Raw genomic sequence first — 22,600 nt, forward strand, 5'->3', positions numbered from 1 at the left:
CGTCGACGGTCTCATCGAAGTTCAAGTCGGTGGAGTCCACCGTGGTCACACCCTCGGCGGCGGTCATGAAATCGACCACCTGAAGGTCGGCGTGGTCGCGGGCGTGCAGCTGCGCGGCGACATCCACGGCGGCGTGCCCGTCGAGCTCCCCGGCGCGACGTGCCGCACGGACCTCGGGCGCAGCGGTCAGCAGGATGCGGACAGCCGCGTCGGGCGCCACCACCGTCGTGATGTCACGCCCTTCCGCCACGATTCCCTCGTGGTCGGTGCCGGCCAGGAGACCGCGAAACAACTCGTTCAGTCGCAGGCGCACCTCGGGGATGCGCGCCACCGCACTTACCCGCGCCGACACCTCCGGGTCGCGGATGTCCGTGGTGACGTCGGTCTCGCCGACGAAGACCCGAAGCCGGCCGGGCTCGGTGTCGATCCGGTAGTCGAAGTCGGCGATGACGTCCGCCACCGCGTCCGCGTCGGTCACGTCGATGCCGCGGCGCATCGCGAACCAGGTCAGCGCGCGGTACGCGGCGCCGGTGTCGAGGAAGGCGAAGCCAAGTCGTGCTGCCGCGGCCTTGCTCACGCTGGACTTTCCGCTGCCCGCCGGCCCGTCGACGGCGACGACGATGGGAGTGCGCTCGTTCATCCGGCGGTCCTCCATCCGCGTGCCGACAGGTCTTCGATCGCGCGGGTCTTCACCTCGGGCAGCACCGCGATCTCGGCCAAGCCGATCTGCGCGCCCGGGGAGTGCTCGAGTCGCAGGTCTTCGATGTTGATACCGATCTCGCCCAGTTCTGTGAACAGCCGGCCGAGCTCGCCGGGCCGGTCGTCGACCATGACGACGATGCCGGCATAGCGGCGATCCTGCCCGTGCTTGCCGGGCAGCCCTGCCACCCCGGCGTTGCCCGCAGCGAGGTCCTGCGCGATCGCGCGGCGGGCACCGGATGCCTCGACATCCGCGAGTGCCGACAGCACGTCGTCGAGGTCGTCGCGATACGCGCGCAGGATGTCCACAACGGCCGGCGCGTTCGCCGACAGGATCTGCACCCAGAGCTCGGGGTCGCTGGAGGCGATGCGCGTCACGTCGCGCAGGCCTTGCCCGGCGAGGGCGAGCGACGACGACGGTGCTCCGTCCAGCCGCTTCGCCATCAGCGACGACACCACCTGCGGCGCATGCGAGACGAGTGCGACGGCCGCGTCGTGCTCGTCGGCGGGCAGCGTGACCGGCGTGGCGTCGAGGTCGAGGATGAGGTGCTCGATCGCCACGACGCGTTCCCGCGGCACCTCCGGCCTGGGGCACACCACCCACGGCCGGCCGATGAAGAGGTCGGCGCGGGCCGCGATCGCACCGCCGCGCTCCCGGCCGGCCAGCGGGTGGGAGCCGACGTACCGGCTCAGGTCGACCGGGCCGAGCTCGGAGCCGAGCTGTTCGAGCTCGGTGAGCAGCGCGGCCTTCACGCTGGCGACATCCGTCACCGTCGCGCGCGGGAACGCCGCGAGCTCGGTCGCGACAACGGAAGCCGTGGCATCCGGCGGCACCGCGACCACGATCAGCGATGGGTCGTCGCCCTCGTGGGGAAGCCTGCCGGCACCGTAGTCGACGGCGAGGTTCAAGCCGGCGCGCGAGGCATCCGCCAGGATCACATCGACGCCGCGCGCCCGCAGCCCCAGCCCGATCGACGCGCCGAGCAGTCCGGCGCCCACGACGCGCACGCTGCCGTTGAGGCGCGCGGCATGGTTCTGATTCACGTTTGCTCCGATTTCGACCTGGCAAGAGTGAGCACCTGGCCGAGCTCGATTTTAGTCAACTCGCGAGTGGCGCCCGACCGCAGGCTGCCCAGCTTCAGCGGCCCGAACTGGCGGCGCACCAGCGCTGTGACCGGATGCCCGACCGCATCGAGCATGCGACGCACGATCCGATTGCGCCCGGAGTGCAGTGTCACCTCCACGATGCTCTGCCCGTCGGATGCCTGCACCAGCCGCGCCTTGTCGGCCGCGATCGGACCGTCGTCCAGCTCGATCCCTCGCATGAGCTTCGCCATCGTCGCGGGCAGCACACTTCCCCGCACCGTCGCGATGTACGTCTTGGTCACCCCGAACGATGGATGCGCGAGCACGTTCGCCACCTCGCCGTCGTTGGTCAGCAGCAGCAGGCCGCTCGTGTCGGCATCCAGCCTGCCGACGTTGAAGAGCCGCACCTCATATCGGTCGGTGAACTGCGTCAGGTCGGGGCGGCCGCGGTCGTCGCGCATGGAGCTGACGACGCCGGTCGGCTTGTTCAGCATGATGTAGTGCTTGGAGGCATCCAGCTGAATCGCCGTTCCGTCCACCTCCAGCCTGTCGACGGCGGCGTCGATCCGGGTGCCCAGCGCCTGAACCACCTCGCCGTTCACCCGAACACGGCCCTCGACGATCAGCTGCTCGCTCACTCTGCGGGATGCCACGCCCGCCGCGGCCATCACCTTCTGCAGACGCTCACCGCTATCCGTGCCGCCGGTCTCCGGCGCACCGTCCGCGGCCCCGCCCACTCGCTCAGCGCACATCGCCGTCGAACCCTTCCGCACCGTCGGCGAGGAGTGGCGAGATGAGCGGAAGCTCCTCGATCGCGTTGATGCCCAGCTGCTGCAGCAGCAGGTCGGTGGTGCCGTAGTTGATGGCGCCGGTCTCGGCATCCGTGAACAGCTCAGTGATGAGGCCGCGCGAGAGCAGCGTGCGAACGACGGAGTCGACGTTCACCGCGCGGATCGACGCGATCGCACCGCGCGTGATCGGCTGCCGGTACGCGATCACGGCCAGCGTCTCGAGCGCGGCCTGCGACAGCTTGGCCGGCGCCTGCTCGCTGACGAAGTCCGTCACGAGGCTGTCGTACTCGGCGCGCACGTAGAGCCGCCATCCGCCTCCGACCTCGCGCAGCTCGAAACCGCGCACCGGTCCGCCGGTCTCGCCGCCGAAGTCGGCGACGAGCCCGTCGATCGCCTGCCGAACGGCTGCCACCGGCGCGCCGACGGCGGTCGCCAGTGTCACGAGCGAGAGCGGCTCGTCCGCCACCATGAGCACAGCTTCGATGGCGCGAGGCACGTCGTACCCGTGGCGCGGCTCGTGCGCTTGCTCTGCGCCATCCTGCGGCTGCTCCGTGTCGTGCGCCTGCGCGGCGTCCACCGTCGGCGACTCCGGCGGTGGCTGCAGGTCGAAGGACTGCTCGTGATCATCCATAGTCGGCTCCCAGGTTCGCCAGATTCTCGTCGGACCAGGCATCCGCCACCCACCTGATGGTCAATTCGCCCAGGGGTTCCAGCTGCTCGAACGCGACCGCCGCGAATCGGTAGAGCTCCAGCACGGCCACGAATCGCGCGACGATCACGCCCTTGCGGTCGGCGCCGGCGATCAGCTCCCGGAACGTGTACGGCGTGCCGCGCCGAAGCTGTGCCACGACGAGTGCTGCCTGCTCCCGCACACTCACGAGCGGGGCGTGCAGGTGGTCGAGCTCCACGACCGGTATCGCCTTGGGCGCGAATGCCAGCTCGGCGATCGCCGCGAAGTCGTCGAGGCTCAGCGTCCACTGCAGCTCGGGTTCGCGTGAGCGGTACTTCTCCTCCAGGCGCACGGAACGTGGATGCCTGCCCCACTCCGCCTCTAGCCGCTGCGCGAACCACGTCGAAGCCTCCTTGAACGCGCGGTATTGCAGCAGTCTGGCGAAGAGCAGATCGCGCGCCTCCAGCAGGGCCACGTCTTCGGCGTCGACGAGCTCTCCCTGCGGCAGAAGTCCGGCGACCTTCAGGTCGAGCAGAGTCGCGGCCACCACGAGGAACTCGCTGGCCTGGTCGAGCTCGTCGGCGGTGTCGATGCCCTTCAGGTACGCGATGAACTCGTCGGTCACCCTGCTCAGCGCGACCTCCGTGATGTCCAGCTCGTGCCGCCCGATGAGGCTCAGCAGCAGGTCGAACGGCCCCTCGAACACCTCAAGCGCGACCCGGAACGACGGCACACCCTCCGCGCTCTCGATGACGTCGCTCTCGACGGCATCCTGTGCGTCGTGCTGCGCCGACGGCTCAGGCGGCGGCGCCACGGAAAACCAGTTCCCGCGCCAGCTGACGGTAGGCGTCGGCCGCCTGGTGCTCAGGCGCGAACTGGGTGATCGGTGTGGCCGCGACGCTTGCGTCGGGGAACTTCACGGTGCGGCTGATCACGGTCTCCAGCACCTTGTCGCCGAACGCGTCGACCACCCGCTCGAGGACCTCGCGCGAGTGCAGCGTGCGAGCGTCGTACATCGTCGCGAGGATGCCATCGAGCTCGAGCGCGGGATTGAGACGTTCGCGCACCTTGTCGATCGTCTCGATGAGCAGGGCGACACCGCGCAGGGCGAAGTACTCGCACTCGAGCGGGATGAGCACGCCGTGGCTCGCGGTGAGCGCGTTGACGGTGAGGATGCCCAGCGACGGCTGGCAGTCGATGAGCACGACGTCGTAGTCTCCCGCGACCTTGCGCAGCACGCGGGCGAGCGCCTGCTCACGGGCGACCTCATTCACGAGGTGCACCTCCGCCGCGGACAGGTCGATGTTGGCAGGGATGACGTCGAGTCCGGGCGTGGCGGTGTGCTGGATCGCCTCCGCCGGGTCGTGTGCGCTGGAGAGCAGCAGGTCGTAGATAGTGACGGCCTCGTGGATCGCAACGCCGAGCCCGGCAGACAGCGCGCCCTGGGGGTCGAAGTCGATGGCGAGCACCTTGCGCCCGTACTCGGCCAGTGCCGCGCCGAGATTGATGCTCGAGGTGGTCTTGCCGACGCCGCCTTTCTGGTTGCAGAGGGCGATCACCCGGGCGGGTCCGTGCTCCGTAAGTGCCGGGGGCGTCGGGAACTGCCGCAGCGGACGTCCCGTCGGGCCCAGCTCCTCGACGGCAGTACCGCCGAAGCCCGGCAATTCCTGCTCGTCGGCTGGAATACGCGCCACGACTCCTCCGCTCGATTCAGGCTGTGGATCCGCGATCGAGTCTATCGAGCATCCGCATGGTGAACAGTCAGGAACGCCGTCGTTCCGGCCCGCAACGCCCGATGCGCCCCGCGGCAGGATCCGCACCGCGCCTCGGACGGCAGCAGAAGCTGAGGAACGCCTGAGCGGGCTCGCACCCTGCACCGGCCCGCCTCAAGCGCACGACCGAATGCGGTTGCTACCTTGGCCGCCATGAAGGGCGGGCGACGAGTGTGGACCAGTGCGGCATCCGCCGTCGCCATCCTGCTCGCCGGTATGACCGCGGGAGTCGTTCCCGTTCCTCCGCCGGCGCACGCCCCGCAGACATCCGAGAGCACCGGAACTCTTCCGACGAGCACCGGCAAGGTGCTCAGCTTCAAGCTCCCCTACCTCGCGCTCAAGGTGCACGACCCGAACGCTCAGGAGGTGGCCCAGCACGCAGCGGGCGACGCTCCCCTCCTCGTCTTCCTTCCCGCGACCGGCGAGGTGCCGAACGACTACCGCGAGTACCTGGCCACGGCCGTTTCGGTCGGATACAGCGTGCTCGGCCTCGACTACTGGAACATCGGCCGATCCGTCACGCGAACCTGTCGCGGTAACGCCGACTGCTACACGCAGCTGCAGCGGAACCGCTACGACGGCACGCACCCGTCGCGGTTCAGCCGGGTGGGCGCGGCGAACTCGATCGAGCGCCGGTTCGCGGCCGCTATCGCGTACCTCGAGCATCAGGACGCGGCGGGCGCCTGGGGCCGCTATATCGACGACGGGCATCCGAACTGGAGCCGCGTGGTCTTTGCCGGCCACTCGCAGGGCGGCGGCGAGTCCGCGTTCATCTCGCATTACCACCGGGTGCGCGGCGTGCTGATGTATTCATCGCCGGTGGAGACCTACGGCGACGTCGCGGCATCGTGGATGCGCACCCGCGGAGCAACGCCGCCGTCGCGCATGTACGGGTTCGACAGCGTGCACGACATGTACTTCCATCGCATCGTGGGCTCCTGGCAACGATTGGGCATGGGAGCGGCGGATGCCCGCCACGCGCCCCACGTCCCGACCGGCGGTCACGTGCTGCTCAGCTCGCTCGACATCGGAAACCCGCTGGAGTCGCACGGCCACACCGTCGACGACGCGGGGCCACGCACGAACAAGAGCGCGATGGTGTTCGCGCCGACCTGGCGCTGGATGCTCGAGCAGGTGCGCTGACAACGGGTCCGCATCACCCGCTTGACAACCCCGTTGCGTAAAGCGACACTGGTTTCACGACGTTGGGTACAACGTTGTACCTCCTACCCGAACTCCACACTCGCCGGTCACGGCACATCGACCGGCTGGAAGGCACTGGTTTTCAATGAAGAGAGCAGTAGCCGCTATCGCGGCTTTCGGCGCGGCTGTCGCGATGCTGACGGGATGCGCCTCGAACTCCTCCGGCAACTCGAACCAGCACGTCACGCTGACGTTCTGGCACGGGTACACGGCCGATGACGGGAAGAAGCTCGACAAGATCATCGCGGACTTCAACAAGTCTCAGCACGAGGTCACGGTGCAGGAATCGACCAAGACCTGGGCGGTGATCGAGAACTCGTTGCTGCCGGCCCTCACCGCGAAGTCGGGCCCGGACTTGGTCGCCTTGCCTGCCGAGGACCTCCCGGTGTACGCGGGCAAGAGAGCGCTGCAGGACCTCGGCTCGTGGTACTCCTCGAGCTCGAACGCCAAGGCACTGAACAAGAATGCGGTCACGATGGAGGTCGTCGACGGTAAGAAATACGGCGTTCCTACCGGCTTCGTTCCGCTCTCGGTCATTTACAACAAGACAATGTTCCAGGCCGCAGGCATCACGTCGTTCCCGAAGACGTGGGACGAATGGGTCGACGACGCCAAGAAGCTCACCATCACCCCGTCCGGGACTGCTGCCCCCACTCAGTACGGGCTTGCGCTCCCCGACCACCAGACGGTGGCGAACGGCGTCTGGCAGACGCTCTTCCTGGAGAACGGTGGCACCATCGCAGACGGCAAGACCGCCAAGGTCGACTCCGCGGCGAACGTCAAGACGCTGAAATATTGGGCAGACGCAGTGCGCAACGACCACATCTCGCCCACCGGGCTGACCGGCGTCGCCGCCGACAACCTGTTCGCCGCCGGAAAGGCGGCGATGGAGATCGCTGGACCATGGATGCCCGCCACGGCCGACGACAACCACATCTCCTGGGGCATCGCCCCGGTTCCCGCCGGACCCGTCACCCAGGCGGCTTCCGCGATCGGGGTGTCGATGGGCGTCACGGCTCAAACCGACAACGCACAGAAGGCGGCTGCGGAGAAGTTCTTCGACTACTTCTACAGCAAGAAGGTCGACACCGAGTGGTCACTTGGCTCGGGGTGGCCTCCGCTCCGCACCGACATTCCGGCGGCGGATGTCTCATCGAACGAGGTGGTTGCGGCCCTGACGAAGATCTCATCGCTCGCGCGGCCGCTGTTGCCCGGGGTGGTCGACAGCGCAGACGTGTTGTCAGCGGTCGACGACGCCACGCAGCATGCCGTCTCTGGCGGCGAAAGCCCCGACTCGGCACTGAAGGCAGCCCAATCTACCGCGCAGAACGCGCTGGACAAGTGATCTCGACGGAGAGGAGTCGTCGTGACCAGCGACACCCACCAAGCACGGCGCTACCGACCGCCGATGCAGCTCGGCGGCCGAGGCCACCTGCAGCCACAGACACGGCGTTGGATGGCCGCCGGCTGCTTCCTCGTGCCGGCCTGCGCGATTCTCGCCATCTTCGTGGTCGCGCCGATGCTCTCGGCGCTGCGCACTTCCTTCTTCGAATCGAGTGGCTTCGGGTCCGAGACCTTCGTGGGCTTTGGCAACTATGTCCAGGTCTTCACCGATCCCACGTTCCTCAGAGCCTTTGGGAACACGGCTCTCTACGCGCTCCTCTTCGTTCCCGCGGCCATCGTCGTCTCTCTCTTACTGGCTCTCGCAATGAACTCGCGGATGCTGCCGCTGAGGGGTGTCTTCCGGTCGGCGTTGTTCTTCCCATTCATCGTGTCTCTCGCCGTGGCGGCCTTCGCCTGGCAGTATCTACTCGACCCGCAGGTCGGCCTCCTCAACTACTGGCTGCAAGCGGTGGGCGTGCACCTCGGAAACGTGCTGAACTCACCCACTCTGGCGATGCCGGCGGTCGTCCTGGTCGCGGTGTGGAAGAACTTCGGCTTCTACATGGTGATCTTCCTCGCGGGACTCCAGGACATTCCCGCGAGCCTCTATGAGGCAGCCCGGGTTGATGGTGCCGGTGCGTTGCGCCGCTTCCGCAATGTGACGTTGCCGTTGTTGAACAACACCATGACGTTCGTCGTCATCTTCGCTCTCATCGCCGCGCTGCAGGCCTTCGACCAGATCTATGTGATGACGCAAGGCGGTCCATATCATGCAACCGACACGGTCGTCACCGAGATCTACCAGACGGGATTCCAGAAGCTGGACCTCGGTGTCGCATCCGCACTTTCCTACGTGCTCCTGATCGGCACCCTGGTGCTGAGTCTCCTGCAGTTTCTTCTGGGTTCCCGCCGCGAGAAGGATCTCGGCGCATGAGCGCGGCACCGGAAACCATCGCGCGGCCGCGACCGCGCGCGCTCGAAGCGTCACCACGCCGTCTTGCGGCCAGGATCGTGCTGGGCGGCGCGGTCGCGATCGGCATCCTCGCCATCCTCCTGCCGGTGCTGGTGGTGGTCTTCACCGCGTTCAAGCCTGCTTCCGAAGTGAACGCCTACCCACCGACCCTTCTGCCCGCGCACTGGACGGTGGCCAACTTCGACACGATCTTCCGCGAACTGCCTTTCGGCCGCCTGATCCTGAACAGCTTCGTCTTCGCGGGAGGCGTCACGCTCTGCGCGCTGGTGTTCGACTCGCTGGCGGCTTATGCGCTCGCACGCATCGACTTCACCGGCAACCGGGTGCTGCTCGTCCTCATCGTCGCAACCCTCATGATCCCATTCCAGGCCACGCTCGTGCCGCTCTACCAGATCGTCGCGCAGCTGGGCTGGATCAACACGTTCACCGCGCTCATCGTCCCCCGTGCTGCGGATGCCTTCGGCATCTTTTTCCTTCGACAGTTCTTCCTCGCGCTTCCGCGAGACCTCGACAACGCCGCGCGAATGGACGGCGCCTCGGAATGGCGCGTCTACCGCAGCATCGTGCTGCCGAACGCCGTGCCCGCCTTGATGACACTGGGAGTCTTCGTCTTCGTGAACAACTGGAACGATCTGCTCTGGCCGCTCGTCTTCTCGACCAAGTCGGACATGGCCACCATCACCTCAGGCCTCACCCTTCTCACGGGCCCCAGCGGAGTCGTGCCCTATGGCGTGATGATGGCCGGCTCGCTCATCGCATTGCTTCCGCTGACGATCCTCTTCGTGATCGTGCAACGCAGGTTCGTCTCGAGCGTCGCAGCGACGGGTCTCAAGTGAGCGGCTGGTGGTCGGGTGCCCGGCTGCGCCTCGGGCTGGGAATCGAGGACACCTTCGTTCCGCAGAGCGGCCCCGGCGAGCGCGCCATCGACGAGTACGAACTCACCGAGCACTATGAGCGGTGGCGAGAGGACATCGGGCTTGCACGTTCCGTAGGCGCGGAATTCCTCCGCTGGGGTGTGCCGTGGCACCGGGTCAATCCCGAGCCCTCCACATGGGACTTCGACTGGACCGACAGAGTGCTGAACCGCATGTCGGACCTGGGCATACGCCCGGTCCTTGATCTGCTGCACTACGGCACCCCGCTGTGGCTCGACGGAGAGTTCACGAACCGCGACTTCCCCGAACGCTTCGCACAGTTCGCGCGCCGCGTGGCAGAGCGATACGGCGACTTCGTCACTGACTACACACCCGTGAACGAACCCATGATCCATGCACAGTTCAGCGGAGAGTATGCGTACTGGCCGCCTTACCTGAGCGGTCAGGACGGGCTGAACCGCATCGTAGTCGCACTGGCCGACGCCTCACGGCTCGCGCAGTCCGGCATCCGCGACTCGATCGGCGACGCCACGAACATCGTGCACGTCGACGCCGGTTTCCGTTACACGGGCGATATCTCGGCGTCCGAGCATTCCGAGCACGTTGAGCGACTCCTCGCCGAGCGATTCCTCTTCGAAGACCTCATGCACGGCCTCGTCGTCGACGGGCACCCGTTGCATGATGCTCTGCTGAGGTCCGGCATCGACCCGCGAAGACTGGAGCGATTCGCGGAACAGCCCACCCCACCCGATCTCATGGGTGTCAACTACTACCCGAGGCACTCGACGGAAGTCTTCGAGACCGGGGTCTCGCACCGGGGTGGATTCGCGGATCCGCGGCCAACGCGCGATGACGGAGTGGCGGGTCTTCGTGAAGTGCTGACGACCTACGCGGAACGATACGGGCACCCGGTACTGCTGAGCGAGACCTGCGTCACGGGCACCGAAGAGGAGCGCATCGCGTGGATGCGCGATTCGATCCGGGAGCTCGAGCGACTGCGGTCGGGCGGGGTGTCCGTCGTCGGCTTCACTTGGTGGCCGCTCTTCGACATGATCGAGTGGACATGGCGCCATACGAGCGCTCCGCCGCTTGCGCATCGGCTCACCATGGGCCTCTACGACCTCGTGATGACAGAAGGAGGCCTCGAGCGTCGGGAGAACACCGTTGCCGAGGCATTCCGCTCACACTCGACCCGGCGCCCCGAGCCCGACGTTCAGCCGCCCCGAGCCGAGACCGGCGCGATGCCGTGAGCACGTCATCCCATCGATCTCGTCGGGCACCCCAGCGATGACTCTGCCGTGCCCGAGGCGAGCCGACCGCCCAGTACACTGGCAGCCTCGGCGAGAGGGGTGCGCATGACCGTCACGCTGGTCGACGTCGCACGCGCAGCCGGAGTCTCCATCAAGACCGCCTCGAATGTCGTTCGGGCGCAGGGAAAGTTCAGTGAAGACACCGCGAAGCGGGTTCGCTCGGCGATCGCCGAGCTCGGCTATAAGCCCAATCTCGCGGCACGGGGCCTGCGTTCGGGCAGAGTGGGCGCGATCAGCCTCATCGTTCCCGACATCCGCAACCCTTACTTCTCGGAACTGGCGTCCGCCGTCATCGAGGTGGCGGACCAGCACGAGTTGCTCGTCGTGCTGGAGCAGTCAGGTGGGGAGCCCGAAGCCGAGCTGGAGCTGCTGCGCGGACGACGCGCTCGACTGGTCGATGGCATCCTCTTCAGCGCACTCGCCCTCACCGCCGGCAACGCCGATCTTGCCGAGACGGTCACCATGCCGGTCGTGCTTCTCGGCGAGCCCATCGCGGGTTGGCCTACCGATTTCGTCACGATGCCCAACCAATCGGGAGCGAGAGCGGCAACGAAGCACCTGATCGATCGCGGACGTCGGCGCATCCTCGCCCTCGGCCGAAGAACAGGCGACCTCGTCGGCCCAGCGCATCTACGGCTTCTCGGTTACAGGCAGGCACTCGCCGACGCGGGCATCGGCGCGGACCCCATGCTCGAGATCGACGCAGGGCTCTGGCAACGCGAGAACGCAGCGAGGACTGTCCGCGATGCCCTGGCTCGCGGCACGGACTTCGACGGCATCGTGGCCTTCAATGATGCCCTCGCACTCGGAGCGATCCGTGCGCTTCAGGATGCTCGAATCCGCGTCCCCGACGACGTCTCCGTCATCGGATTTGACGACATCGAGGAAGCACGATTCAATCAGCCGACACTGACCACGATCAAGATCGATCTGCAGGCTATGGCGTCGTCAGCGGTGCGGTTCCTGCTACGCCGACTCGACGAGGACTCCGAGCACCGCACCGCCAGCGAGGGCTTCATCTCGGATTTCACCATCATCGAGCGCGACTCGACGTGATGGTGACCCCAGTCGCGCTCACCGCGCCCGCGGATGCGCCGTCGTGTACATGTCGCGCAGTGTGTCGGCGGTGACGAGCGTGTAGATCTGCGTCGTCGCCACCGACGAGTGGCCGAGCAGCTCCTGCACCACGCGCACGTCCGCTCCGCCCTCCAGCAGGTGCGTGGCGAACGAGTGCCGCAACGTGTGCGGAGACACGGATGCCGTCAGCTCGGCCCGCTCCGCCGCAGCCCGGATGATGAGCCACGCGCTCTGCCTGCTCAGCCGCGCGCCACGAGCGCCCAGGAACAGCGCGGGAGTCGCGTGTCCGCGAGCCGAGTACAGCGGCCTCACCCGCACCAGATACTCGTCCACCGCATCCCGCGCGTACCGGCCGAGCGGCACGATGCGCTGCTTGCTGCCCTTGCCCGTCAGCCGGATTACGTCGCGATCGATCACGTCGTCGACGTTGAGGTCGACGGCCTCCGAAACTCGCGCGCCCGTCGCGTACAGCAGCTCCAGCAGCGCCTTGTCGCGCATCCGGGCCGGCTCATCCCCGTCCGTGGCCGCCAGCAACGACTCGACCTGCGCGACGGTCAGCGCCTTAGGCAGCCGTGACGGAAGTTTCGGCGGCCGAACGTCGCGGGCCGCGTCCTCGTGCACCTCGCCCTCGTCCAACAGAAAGCGATGCAGGCCGCGCACCGTGGAGAGCATGCGAGCGACGGATGCCGCGCCGAGCCGCTGCGTCGCATCCACCTCTCCGCGCATCACCAGGTGGCGGGAGTAGTCGTCCACCTCGCGTGAGCCGACGGCGGCGATGTCGTGGATGTCCCGCTCGACGAGCCACTCCGCGTACGCACCGAGGTCACGGCGGTACGCCGCGACCGTGTTGCGGGAGAGGCCGCGCTCGATTCCGACATGCCGCAGGTACGCCTCGACCGCGACCTCGGGAGTCATGCCAGCGGACGGGTCAGCCACGATCCCCGCCGCAGCGGCTCGTCCGCCTTCCCCAGGGAGGCGTAACCGTTCTCTCTCGCCGCGACGGCCGCGAGCGACGCGATGCCGAGGGGCGCGTTGCGCAGCCGGCGCTCGAGAACGCCGCGCACGACCTCCTCCAGCGGCACCCAGCGCACCTCGATGTCCGCTTCCTCCTCCTCGCGGGCGAACACGTCGTCAGCCGCTCGAACGCCTCGTGCCAGGTAGACCCGGATCACCTCATTGTTCCCGCCGGGCGAGCTGAAGAACTCGACGAGCACATCCCACCGATCGGCAACCATGTCGGCCTCTTCGGCCAGCTCGCGCTTCGCGGCCTCCAGCGGCGGCTCCCCCGTCAGGTCGAGCAGGCCCGCCGGCAGCTCCCAGTCCTTGGAGCGGATCGGATGCCGGTACTGCCTGATCAGCAGCGCCCGGTCCTCGTCGTCCAGCGCCAGCACCGCGACGGCGCCGGTGTGGTCGACGTACTCCCGCACAACGGTCGAGTCGCCGAGGTCGACGGTGTCCCGTCGCACGTCCCAGACCCGGCCCCGGTAGACGACCTCGGAATCGGTCACCAGCCCGGTGTATGGCTCGTCGGCCAGGTCGTCGTACGCGGCGTCAGGCATCCTCTTTCACCTCGAAGAGACGTGTGGACTCCTGACGATCGAGCGCAGCGGCGATCAGGCCGCGGAACAGCGGATGCGCCCGGTTCGGCCGGGAGCGCAGCTCCGGGTGCGCCTGGGTCCCCACGTAGAACGGGTGCGTCGCGCGGGGCAGCTCGACGTACTCGACGAGGTGGCCGTCCGGTGACGTGCCGGAGAACACCAGCCCCGCATCGGCGATCTGATCACGGAAGTGGTTGTTCACCTCGTAGCGGTGACGATGACGCTCGGACGCCTCGTCCGCGCCGTACAGCTCGGACACGATGGATCCGTCCTGCAGCCTCGCCGGGTACAGCCCCAGCCGCATCGTGCCGCCGAGGTCACCACCCGCGATGATCTCCACCTGCTCGGCCATCGTCGCGATCACCGGGAACTGCGTGTCGGGGTCGAACTCGCTGGAGGATGCCCCGTCCAGGCCAGCCTCGTTCCTCGCGTACTCAATCACCATGCACTGCAGTCCGAGGCAGAGTCCGAGGGCGGGGATGCCGTTCTCGCGCGCAAACCGCAGCGCACCGAGCTTGCCCTCGATGCCGCGGATGCCGAACCCGCCAGGCACGCAGATGCCGTCGACGTCCGCGAGCTCGCGGGCCGCACCCTCCGGCTCCTGGCATCCATCGCTGGCGATCCAGCGCAGGTTCACCTTCGCCCGGTTCGCGAACCCTCCTGCCCGCAGCGCCTCGGTGACCGAGAGGTAGGCATCCGGAAGGTCGACGTATTTGCCGACCAGACCGATCGTCACCTCGTGCTTCGGCTCGTGCACCACCTTGAGCAGCGTCTCCCAGCTCTCCCGGTCCGGCTCGTCAGCGACGAGGCCGAGCTGGTCGACGATGTAGTCGTCGAGCCCCTGGTCGTGCAGCATGTTCGGGATGTCGTAGATGCTCGGCACGTCGACCGCGTTCACGACGGCGCGCTCGTCCACGTCGCACATCAGCGCGATCTTCTTCTTGTTGCCCTCGGAGACCGGACGGTCGCTGCGCAGCACGAGCGCGTCCGGCTGGATGCCGATGGACCGCAGAGCCGCCACGGAGTGCTGCGTCGGCTTGGTCTTCTGCTCGCCGGACGCGTTCATGTAGGGAACGAGCGAGACATGCACGAAGAAGCAGTTCTGGCGCCCGAGCTCGTGACGCACCTGCCTGGCCGACTCGATGAACGGCTGCGACTCGATGTCACCGACCGTTCCGCCGATCTCGGTGATGATGACGTCGGGCTGCGGGTCGTCGGATGCCTGCAACCGCATCCTGCGCTTGATCTCGTCGGTGATGTGCGGAATGACCTGCACAGTGTCGCCGAGGTACTCGCCGCGGCGCTCCATGGCGATCACCTGCGAGTAGATCTGTCCGGTGGTGACGTTGGCGGCCTGGCTGAGGTTGATGTCGAGGAAGCGCTCGTAGTGCCCGATGTCGAGGTCCGTCTCGGCCCCGTCGTCGGTGACGAAGACCTCACCGTGTTGGAATGGGTTCATCGTGCCCGGGTCGACGTTGAGATACGGGTCCAACTTCTGCATGACGACGCGGAGGCCGCGGGAGGTCAGCAGGTTGCCGAGGCTGGCGGCCGTCAGGCCCTTGCCCAAAGAAGAAACGACACCACCTGTCACGAAGATGTGCGTGGTAGTGCCGTCCGGGTTGCTGTGATCGGTCGAGGGGCCCGCGTCAGTTTTTTCCACCACGGGCTTTCATCCTACAGCGCGGGATCGAGCGTGAAGTCTTGACACTCGCTGCTCGACGTGCTTAGTTAAGCAGATGCTTAACCAAATCGACGACGTGTTCCGTGCACTCGCCGACAGCTCGCGGCGGAGCATCGTCGAGCGCTTGGCCGTCGGTGACAAGACGGTGAGCGAGCTCGCTCGGCCGCTGGCAATGACGCTGCCGGCGGTCATCCAGCACCTTGCCGTGCTGGAAGCGAGCGGACTCGTGCGCAGCCGCAAGACCGGGCGGGTGCGCACCTGCAGCCTGGACCGCACGGTCTTCGACCGGGCGGAGCAGTGGTTCGTCCAAAGACGCCTCACGTGGAACGAGCGGCTCGACAGGCTCGGCGACTACCTCACCGACGAGCACGACTGATCAGATACCCATCCGAAGGAGCGAAAGATGTCCGACCGATACGTCACTCACGACACGATGGTGCTGGAGCGCACCTATCCCGCCGACCGGGAGCGGGTCTTCCGGGCATGGACCGACGAACGTGCCAAGCGCGCCTGGTTCCTCGGCGAGAGCGAGGAGGATGCCTCGAGTGCCGAGTACGAACTCGACTTCCGGGTCGACGGCCGCGAGCTCTGCCGCAGCACGGCCCCGGACGGCGCGGTCTATACCTACATGGCTCGATACGACGACATCGTGCCCGACGAGCGGATCGTGTACACGAACTTCATGCTGCGGGGTGAGACGCGAATCTCGGTGTCGCTCACGACCGTGGAGTTCCGCTCCACTGGATCGGGGACGCAACTCGTACTCACCGAGCACGGCGTCTACCTCGACGGTGAAGACAAGCCGGAGTACCGAACACAGGGCATCGAGCAGCAGCTGGATACCCTCGGCGCGGTGCTCGACCCGGCTGCCACGGCGGGTCTCACACGCTGATCGCGGCTCCGGTCCGGTCTACGACCTGACGCCGACGCCGTCCCTGGCGAGCTCGATGAGCTCCCGCGCGTGCGCGAGTCCGCTCTCGGAGTCGGAGAGCCCGGAGAGCAGGCGCGCCATCTCCGAGATGCGGTCGTCCCCGTCCAGCTGCCGCACGCTCGAGGCCGTAACCGATCCGTCGCCCGCCTTCACCACCGTGAGGTGGTTCGTCGCGAAAGCGGCGACCTGCGCCAGGTGCGTGACCACGATCACCTGCGCCGTCTCGGCGAGCCTGGCCAGTCGTCGCCCGATCTCGATCGCGGATGCCCCGCCCACCCCTGCGTCGATCTCGTCGAACACGAAGGTGGGCACCGGATCGCTCCCCGCCAGCACCACCTCGATGGCGAGCATCACCCGGGAGAGCTCGCCACCGGACGCGCCCTTGCCGAGCGGCCGGGGCTCTGCGCCGGCGTGCGGTCGCAGCAGGATCGTGACCGCGTCGCGGCCGGCGAGCGTGTAGTCGTCGCGCCGCTCCACCTCCACGACGACCTCGGCGTCTGCCATCGCCAGAGCCGCGAGTTCCTCGGTCACGCGAGCGGCGAGTTCCTGCGCCGCGGTCGACCGCAGCTCCGAGACGGATTCCGCCAGCCGGTCGACCTCCGCTTCGTCCTCCGTGACGAGCGTGGTCAGCTGCTCGATGCGTTCCTCGTCGCCCTCCAGTTCTGCCAGACGCGTTCCGCCGCTCGCCGCCCGCTCCAGTACCTCATCCAGGCTGGGCCCGTACTTGCGCACGAGTGCGGTCAGCTCGGCCCGACGCTCCTGAATGACTTCCAGGTCGTGCGTGCCGTCCGCGTCGAGCGCCGCAAGGTAGGTGGAGAGCTGCGCCGCGGCATCCTCCACCTGAAATCCGAGACCGGCGATGGAGTCCGCCAGCGTCTGGAGAGCCGGGTCGTGTGCTCCGGCGCGCTCGAGTTCGCGACGTGCGGTCTCCAGCAGCCCGCGCACATCCGGTCCGTCGGAGTCCTCCGCCGACAACGCTTCCCGGGAGACCGAAGCAGCGATGCGCAGCGACTCCAGGTTCGTCAGCCGCTCCGCCTGCTCCGCGAGTGCTTCGTCCTCCCCCGGCTCGGGCGCCACGGCCTCGATCTCGCTGAGCGCCACCCGCAGGTCGTCCGCCTCCCGCGCACGGCGATCCCGCTCGTCCACCAGCTCGGCCAGCTCCTCACGGTTCGCACTCCACCGGCGGAACGCCTGACGGTACTTCTCAAGGGCTTCCGCCAATGGCGCGCCGGCGAATCGGTCGAGCGCGTCACGCTGCGCCGCCGCCGATCGCAGCCGGATCTGGTCCGATTGCCCGTGCACCACCACCAGTTGCTCGGCGAGCTCGCCGAGCACGCTGACCGGGGCGCCTCGGCCGCCCACCACGGCGCGGCTGCGTCCCTCAGCGGCCACCGATCTGCTCAGCACGAGCTCGCCGTAGGATGCCTCACCCGTGTCGTCGAGATCGCCTCCGGCATCCCGCACCCGCTCGGCGACCTCGCCGTCCGCCGGCACACGCCATCGTCCCTCGACCCACAGTTGTGTGCTGCCGGAGCGCACGACAGCACTGTCGGCGCGTTGCCCGAGCAGTAGTCCGAGCGCGGTCACGACCATGGTCTTGCCCGCACCGGTCTCGCCGGTGAGCGCCGTGAATCCGGGCCCGAGCGGCAGCGTGGCGCGCTCGATGACCCCGAGGTCGCGGATCGAGATCTCCTCAATCACGGGCGTTCGGTCCTCGCCAGCCCGTGACCGGCAGGTCGAACTTGCGCACCAGCCGGTCGGTGAACGGCGCGGTGTGCAGGCGCGCCAGCTTCACGGGCGTGTCGGAGCGCGCCACCATCACCCGCGCGCCTGGCGGAAGGTCGAACGCCCTCCTGCCGTCGCACCACAGAACAGCCGGGGTGTCGGTGCGGCGCAGCAGCTCGACGGCGAGTACCGAGTCGGCCGCCACGACGAGCGGGCGGGAGAACAACGCGTGCGCGCTCAGCGGCACGAGCAGCAGAGCGTCCAGCGTTGGCCACACCACGGGACCACCGGCGGAGAACGAGTACGCCGTCGAACCCGTGGGCGTGGACATCACCACGCCGTCGCAACCGAAGCTCGACAACGGCCGCCCGTCGACCTCGATGACGACCTCGATCATGCGCTCGCGGCTGGCCTTCTCGATGCTCGCCTCGTTGAGCGCCCAGCTCGTGTAGATGACCTCGGTGCCCGACTTCACGCGCACGAACAACGTCATGCGCTCTTCGACGGCGTAGTCCTTGGCGACGGCCCGACTCACCGCGAGCTCCAGATCGTCGCGCTCGCTCTCGGCGAGGAATCCGACGTGGCCGAGGTTCACGCCCAGCAGAGGAACGTCGCAGTCCCGTACGGTCTCCGCGGCGCGCAGAATGGTGCCGTCCCCGCCGAGCACGATCACCAGCTCGAGCTGCTCGGGCATCACGTCGTCGCCGAGCACGGCCAGCGCCGCGAGGTCGGACGCCGCATCGACCAGCTCTGCGCGCTCATCCGCTCCGAGAACCGGTACGACTCCTGCTGCGATGAGCTGCCGGCAGACCTGGATGCCTGCCTGGATCGAGTCGCCCCGACCGGTGTGCGAAACCACGAGGAAGTACCGCCCGGGTTCGCTCACGCTCACTCTCCCACCATCGCGCCGACGTCGTTCAACCATTCTGTCGGATGCCGACCCGCCCGTGTGCTGAGCCGAAGGAGGTACTCACGATTCCCGTGACTTCCGGCGATGGGGGACGGAAGGATGCCCGCCGTCCCGAGACCGAGGTCCCACGCCGCCCACATGACGGAGGTGACGGCATCCTCTCGCAGCGCTGCGTCGCGCACGATGCCCTCGCGGATGCCCGTCCGCCCCACCTCGAACTGAGGCTTCACGAGAAGCACGTACTCGGCTTCCCGCCCGGCCGCCGCGACGAGTGGAGGCAGCACCAGGGTCAACGAGATGAACGACAGGTCGCCGACCACGATGCCGATCTCGTCACCGCCGGTCAGGCCGTGGAGCGCCGCCGCATCCAGGTACCGGACGTTCACGCCCTCCGCGACCGTGACGCGGGCATCCGACGCGATCGACGGTGCGAGTTGGCCGTGTCCGACGTCGAGCGCGATCACGCGCCGAGCCCCGCGTTCGAGCAGCACCTGGGTGAAGCCGCCGGTCGATGCGCCGACATCGAGCGCGGTGGCGCCAAGGACCGCCTCGTCCAGCCCGAACCCGTCAAGCGCGGCGATGAGCTTGTGCGCCGCCCGACTGACATAGTGGTCGGCTGCTTCGACCGTGATCGCGCTGCTCTCGCGCACTCGAGCGGATGCCTTGACCACCGGCCGGCCGTCGACGCTGACCCGTCCCTCGGCGATGAGTTGCGCCGCCTGCGTGCGCGAACGTGCCAGTCCGCGCGCGGTCACCGCGGCATCGAGACGTTGCTCCCCGCTTGCCGGGACTTCGGGACTTGCCGGGACTTCATGCATCCTGGCGGTGGTCGTCCTGGCCCTCGAGCACCTCGGCGAGCTCCGCATGGATGCGCGTGTACGCGTCAGCGCGCTCCTCGAGGGGCCGCTCCTCGATCAAGCGCAGTCTCGACAGGAGCCCGTCGTCGCCCTCGTGCACCGTTTCGCTCTCCTCAAGCATCAGTCCACGGTACCCCGCGGGCTACCGCCGCAAGGCCCGGGACACCGCCTATGTGTACAGCTCCTCGGGAACCTCGAGTGCGTAGATGGGCCGCCCGCAGTTCCAGATCAGCGTGCTCGCCGCGCGCAGAAGGTCGATCTCCCGCTCGCCCCGCCGCACGATGCGCACGGCGCTCCCCTCGAGGCGCACGGATGCCCCGCGCACCTCGACAGCGTCGCCCGACCGGGACACCTTCACCGTCGGATAGGGCTCGTCGAGCTCGCTGAGGTCGGAGAGCAGGTACTGCGGCCGCTCGTCCTTCCCCGCTGCCAGCACCTGCTTCGCCCGGTCGATGCCGGTGAGCACCAGCAGCGACGGTACCCCTGCCCTGTTGGCGCCGAGGATGTCCGTGTCGAGTCGGTCGCCGATCGCCAACGGTGACTTCGCGCCGAATCGCTCAACCGCGAGGTCGTACATCGCCCGCTCCGGCTTTCCCGCGACGATGGGCAGCCGTCCGACGGCGGTGTGCACGGCGGAGACGAGAGTTCCGTTCCCCGGGGCCACCCCGCGGGGCTGCGGAAGCGTCCAGTCCGTGTTCGTGGCGACCCACTGCACCGACTCGTCCGCAAGCGCGAAAGCCGCCTCCGCCAGTTGTGCCCATCCCACGTCGGGCGCGAAGCCCTGCACCACCGCGGCGGGATGGTCGTCCGCCGACCGCGTCGCGTGGTAGCCGGCCTTGTCGAGCTCCGAGACGAGGCCGTCGCCGCCGACCACCAGAACAGTGGACTCGGGCTGGATGAGATCACGCAGCATCATGACGGCTGCCTGCGGCGACGTGATGATGTCGTCGGCGTGCACCGCATACCCCAGCTGGGTGAGGTGGTCGGCGACCGAACGGTCGGTGCGTGAGGCGTTGTTCGTGAGGCATCCCAACCGAACGCCGTGCTCCTGCGCCCGCTTCAGAGCCTCGGCGGCGTGTGGGATCGGCTCGGCTCCTGAGTAGAGTACCCCGTCGAGATCGGCCAGGATGACGTCGACACCGTCCAGCGGCGACCGCTCGGCTTCGCGGCGGAACAGCCGGCGCCGGCCGTCACTCGCCACCGCCGCGCCCTTCGGATGCCTCGTCGTCAGCGACCACGACGTCGTCCTCATCGACGACCACGACGTCCTCGTCGTCCACGACCATGACGTCCTCGTCGTTCTGCCCCAGCGCGTCTCGTGCGCGTTCGGCGAGGTCGCGCCACTCGGCGGCTTCGGCGCTGCGATCCAGATCTTCCAGCACGGTCGCGTACGCGTCGAAGAGCGTAGGGCTGTATGAGAACGCTCGCCGACGGTCCAGCTGCGGGATCTCGAGTTCCGCCAGGGCGGCATCCGTCTGGCCGAGGTCGAGACGTGCTCCGGACATCGCGATGGCCAGCGCCACCTGCACGTCGTTCGAGAGTTCGGAGCGCGGAACCGAGCGGCCCTCCTCGAGGGCTCGGTCCGGCCGGCCGACGCCCCGTTCGCTGTCGACCATGAGCGGAAGCTGGTCGTTCTTCCCGGAGATGCGTCGATACGTGCGCAGCTCGCGCAGCGCGAGCGCGAAGTCGCCCGTCTCGTACGCCGTGATCGCAAGCGTCTCACGGACGATCGCGATGCGTCCGGCACGCCGGGCAGCGGCCAGTGCGTGCCGATGTGCGAGCTCCGGGTCCTCGCCGATGAGCTGGGATGCCCTGGCGAGGTGCCTCGCCACCTCTTCGGCGTTCTCCTTGCTGAGCGTCTTCAGCTCGTTGCGAGCCGCCCTGTTGAGATCCTTCGATGTGACCGATTCCGGCAGCTCCGGATCGTTGTGCCTCGGCCGCACGCTCCGCGGCGCGAATCCACGCTCGCCCTGCGCGTCGTCGTACCCTCTGCTCGAGTCCCGGCCCGGACCTCTCTGCGAGCGGTCGCGACCATAGCCCCGCTCGTCACGTCTGTCACCGTCGCGTCCATAGCCCCGGCTTTCACGCTTGTCCCCGTCGCGGCCGTAATTCCTGGCATCGCGTTTCTCTGGGTCGCGCCCGTAACGCTTGGTGTCGCGCTTGTCCCGGTCATTCCCATAGCGTCCGGTCTGGTCGCGTGCACGGCTGTCGCGCCGCTGGCCGCCGGCACCACGCTCACTAGTCGGACGTCCCTCGCCGTAACGGCGCTGGCCTGTCCCACTCGCGCCGCCAGGTCGGCGCTGGTCTCCGTAGTCGCGCCTCCCGCCGGCGTTGTCCCGGTCGCCGGCCCCGGCACGTCGCTCCCCGTACGGACGGCGATCGTCGCGGCCGCCGTCGCGAGCGGGCCGCCGATCCTCCCGGCCGCTGTCGCGAGCGGGCCGCCGATCCTCCCGGCCGCCGTCGCGAGCGAGCCTCCGATCGTTGCGTGCCCAGTCACCACCACGGCGGTCGCGATCGCCCGATCGAGGCGCCCCCGTCCGATCGGTCCGCGCACGCGAACTGCCTGCTCCTCTGCTAGGGCTGCTCCGCCGTTCGCCTTCAGTACCACCGCGGCGAGGGCGACCGGCATCCGTGCCACCGGATTGCGGACGTCCGTAACGCCCGTCTCGCCCGGCACCGTTCCCCGTCGATGGTCGCCGCTCCGGTCGACCGCTGCTGGGTCGTCCGTCCCTCGGGCCGCGTCGGGCACCGTCATGACCTGAACCGTTCCGGGAATCGTCGCGATCTTCTCCTCGATCGCCTCGATCGTCTCGTGCCATGTGCACAATCCTTCCCGTCGCACGCTGAGTGCGGGTGCCGTGTGGTGTTGTTCGTGTGTTAAATGCGGAATGGCCACCCAATGGGTGGCCATTCCGTTGAAGGTGTCCGGCGGTGTCCTACTCTCCCACAGGGTCGCCCCTGCAGTACCATCGGCGCTGGGAGTCTTAGCTTCCGGGTTCGGAATGTGTCCGGGCGTTTCCCTCTCGCTATGGCCGCCGTAACTCTATGGATTTACGATC

The 22,600-nt window shown here is 68.0% G+C and carries 24 protein-coding genes and 1 rRNA gene; 8 read left to right on the plus strand and 17 right to left on the minus strand.

What is annotated here, in order from left to right; translation table 11 throughout:
- From cmk to ACTHNC_RS08445, 6 genes are all read right to left on the minus strand, one after another.
- A partial coding sequence (gene cmk / locus ACTHNC_RS08420) for a (d)CMP kinase (RefSeq protein WP_440294152.1) occupies positions 1–640 on the minus strand: 640 nt, incomplete at its 3' end.
- Positions 637–1,743 (minus strand): prephenate dehydrogenase, encoded by a 1,107-nt coding sequence (locus tag ACTHNC_RS08425; protein ID WP_440294153.1) that lies wholly within the window; start codon positions 1,741–1,743, stop codon positions 637–639. The genes cmk and ACTHNC_RS08425, both read right to left, overlap by 4 nt.
- Positions 1,740–2,537: a pseudouridine synthase gene (locus tag ACTHNC_RS08430; protein WP_440294154.1), complete on the minus strand. Its 798-nt coding sequence runs from the start codon at positions 2,535–2,537 to the stop codon at positions 1,740–1,742. Before ACTHNC_RS08430 ends, ACTHNC_RS08425 begins: the two co-directional genes overlap by 4 nt.
- Entirely contained in the window at positions 2,527–3,045 is a 519-nt protein-coding gene (scpB, locus tag ACTHNC_RS08435) for an SMC-Scp complex subunit ScpB (RefSeq protein ID WP_440294171.1), read from the minus strand. Before scpB ends, ACTHNC_RS08430 begins: the two co-directional genes overlap by 11 nt.
- Positions 3,046–3,199: 154 nt before the next feature.
- On the minus strand, positions 3,200–4,060 hold the full coding sequence (locus ACTHNC_RS08440) for a segregation and condensation protein A (RefSeq protein WP_440294155.1): 861 nt from the start codon (positions 4,058–4,060) through the stop codon (positions 3,200–3,202).
- A complete protein-coding gene (locus ACTHNC_RS08445; RefSeq protein WP_440294172.1) occupies positions 4,044–4,931 on the minus strand; it encodes a ParA family protein in 888 nt (295 codons plus the stop codon). The genes ACTHNC_RS08440 and ACTHNC_RS08445 overlap by 17 nt, the downstream gene beginning before the upstream one ends.
- A 240-nt stretch (positions 4,932–5,171) precedes the next feature.
- On the opposite strand from ACTHNC_RS08445, the gene ACTHNC_RS08450 reads away from it, so the two are divergent.
- From ACTHNC_RS08450 to ACTHNC_RS08475, 6 genes are all read left to right on the plus strand, one after another.
- Positions 5,172–6,161 carry a BPSS1187 family protein gene (locus ACTHNC_RS08450; protein WP_440294156.1) on the plus strand — a complete coding sequence of 330 codons (990 nt, stop codon included), beginning with the start codon at positions 5,172–5,174 and terminating at the stop codon, positions 6,159–6,161.
- Between the two features lie 145 nt (positions 6,162–6,306).
- Positions 6,307–7,566 carry an ABC transporter substrate-binding protein gene (locus ACTHNC_RS08455; RefSeq protein WP_440294157.1) on the plus strand — a complete coding sequence of 420 codons (1,260 nt, stop codon included), beginning with the start codon at positions 6,307–6,309 and terminating at the stop codon, positions 7,564–7,566.
- A 63-nt stretch (positions 7,567–7,629) separates the two neighbouring features.
- Positions 7,630–8,538: a carbohydrate ABC transporter permease gene (locus ACTHNC_RS08460; protein ID WP_440294158.1), complete on the plus strand. Its 909-nt coding sequence runs from the start codon at positions 7,630–7,632 to the stop codon at positions 8,536–8,538.
- A complete protein-coding gene (locus ACTHNC_RS08465; RefSeq protein ID WP_440294159.1) occupies positions 8,535–9,413 on the plus strand; it encodes a carbohydrate ABC transporter permease in 879 nt (292 codons plus the stop codon). The genes ACTHNC_RS08460 and ACTHNC_RS08465 overlap by 4 nt, the downstream gene beginning before the upstream one ends.
- Positions 9,410–10,702 (plus strand): family 1 glycosylhydrolase, encoded by a 1,293-nt coding sequence (locus tag ACTHNC_RS08470; RefSeq protein WP_440294160.1) that lies wholly within the window; start codon positions 9,410–9,412, stop codon positions 10,700–10,702. The genes ACTHNC_RS08465 and ACTHNC_RS08470 overlap by 4 nt, the downstream gene beginning before the upstream one ends.
- 105 nt (positions 10,703–10,807) lie before the next feature.
- Positions 10,808–11,818 carry a LacI family DNA-binding transcriptional regulator gene (locus tag ACTHNC_RS08475; protein WP_440294161.1) on the plus strand — a complete coding sequence of 337 codons (1,011 nt, stop codon included), beginning with the start codon at positions 10,808–10,810 and terminating at the stop codon, positions 11,816–11,818.
- Between the two features lie 18 nt (positions 11,819–11,836).
- Here the strand turns inward: ACTHNC_RS08475 and xerD are convergent, their stop codons facing one another.
- The 3 genes from xerD to ACTHNC_RS08490 are packed head-to-tail and all read right to left on the minus strand — an operon-like array spanning position 11,837 to position 15,097.
- Positions 11,837–12,754 (minus strand): site-specific tyrosine recombinase XerD, encoded by a 918-nt coding sequence (gene xerD, locus ACTHNC_RS08480; RefSeq protein ID WP_440294173.1) that lies wholly within the window; start codon positions 12,752–12,754, stop codon positions 11,837–11,839.
- The gene (locus ACTHNC_RS08485) at positions 12,751–13,398 is read right to left on the minus strand and encodes an NUDIX domain-containing protein (RefSeq protein ID WP_440294162.1); all 648 of its coding nucleotides are present in this window, start codon (positions 13,396–13,398) and stop codon (positions 12,751–12,753) included. Before ACTHNC_RS08485 ends, xerD begins: the two co-directional genes overlap by 4 nt.
- On the minus strand, positions 13,391–15,097 hold the full coding sequence (locus tag ACTHNC_RS08490; protein ID WP_440294174.1) for a CTP synthase: 1,707 nt from the start codon (positions 15,095–15,097) through the stop codon (positions 13,391–13,393). The genes ACTHNC_RS08485 and ACTHNC_RS08490 overlap by 8 nt, the downstream gene beginning before the upstream one ends.
- A 76-nt stretch (positions 15,098–15,173) precedes the next feature.
- Here ACTHNC_RS08490 and ACTHNC_RS08495 point away from each other — a divergent pair, with 76 nt between their 5' ends.
- Together ACTHNC_RS08495 and ACTHNC_RS08500 are read left to right on the plus strand one after the other, a co-directional pair.
- Positions 15,174–15,494, plus strand: coding sequence for an ArsR/SmtB family transcription factor (locus ACTHNC_RS08495; RefSeq protein WP_440294163.1), 321 nt, complete (start codon positions 15,174–15,176; stop codon positions 15,492–15,494).
- A 27-nt stretch (positions 15,495–15,521) separates the two neighbouring features.
- Positions 15,522–16,010 carry an SRPBCC family protein gene (locus tag ACTHNC_RS08500; RefSeq protein WP_440294164.1) on the plus strand — a complete coding sequence of 163 codons (489 nt, stop codon included), beginning with the start codon at positions 15,522–15,524 and terminating at the stop codon, positions 16,008–16,010.
- A gap of 18 nt (positions 16,011–16,028) precedes the next feature.
- On the opposite strand, the gene recN is transcribed toward ACTHNC_RS08500, so the two are convergent.
- From recN to rrf, 8 genes are all read right to left on the minus strand, one after another.
- Entirely contained in the window at positions 16,029–17,750 is a 1,722-nt protein-coding gene (gene recN / locus ACTHNC_RS08505) for a DNA repair protein RecN (protein WP_440294165.1), read from the minus strand.
- Positions 17,743–18,660, minus strand: a complete 918-nt coding sequence (locus ACTHNC_RS08510) for an NAD kinase (protein ID WP_440294166.1) — start codon at positions 18,658–18,660, stop codon at positions 17,743–17,745. The genes recN and ACTHNC_RS08510 overlap by 8 nt, the downstream gene beginning before the upstream one ends.
- Before the next feature lie 2 nt (positions 18,661–18,662).
- Entirely contained in the window at positions 18,663–19,502 is an 840-nt protein-coding gene (locus ACTHNC_RS08515) for a TlyA family RNA methyltransferase (RefSeq protein WP_440294167.1), read from the minus strand.
- Complete coding sequence (locus ACTHNC_RS08520; RefSeq protein ID WP_440294168.1) at positions 19,495–19,662, minus strand: hypothetical protein; 168 nt, start codon at positions 19,660–19,662, stop codon at positions 19,495–19,497. The genes ACTHNC_RS08515 and ACTHNC_RS08520 overlap by 8 nt, the downstream gene beginning before the upstream one ends.
- Positions 19,663–19,710: 48 nt before the next feature.
- The gene (locus tag ACTHNC_RS08525) at positions 19,711–20,718 is read right to left on the minus strand and encodes an HAD-IIA family hydrolase (RefSeq protein WP_440294175.1); all 1,008 of its coding nucleotides are present in this window, start codon (positions 20,716–20,718) and stop codon (positions 19,711–19,713) included.
- Positions 20,719–20,731: 13 nt separating this feature from the next.
- A complete protein-coding gene (locus tag ACTHNC_RS08530) occupies positions 20,732–21,373 on the minus strand; it encodes a hypothetical protein (RefSeq protein WP_440294169.1) in 642 nt (213 codons plus the stop codon).
- A gap of 29 nt (positions 21,374–21,402) precedes the next feature.
- Positions 21,403–22,452, minus strand: a complete 1,050-nt coding sequence (locus ACTHNC_RS08535) for a hypothetical protein (RefSeq protein WP_440294170.1) — start codon at positions 22,450–22,452, stop codon at positions 21,403–21,405.
- A gap of 12 nt (positions 22,453–22,464) precedes the next feature.
- Positions 22,465–22,581, minus strand: a 5S ribosomal RNA gene (gene rrf, locus ACTHNC_RS08540).
- Positions 22,582–22,600 lie beyond the last annotated feature (19 nt).

Source organism: Humibacter sp. (genome assembly GCF_051954055.1).
Classification (GTDB): Bacteria; Actinomycetota; Actinomycetes; order Actinomycetales; family Microbacteriaceae; genus Humibacter.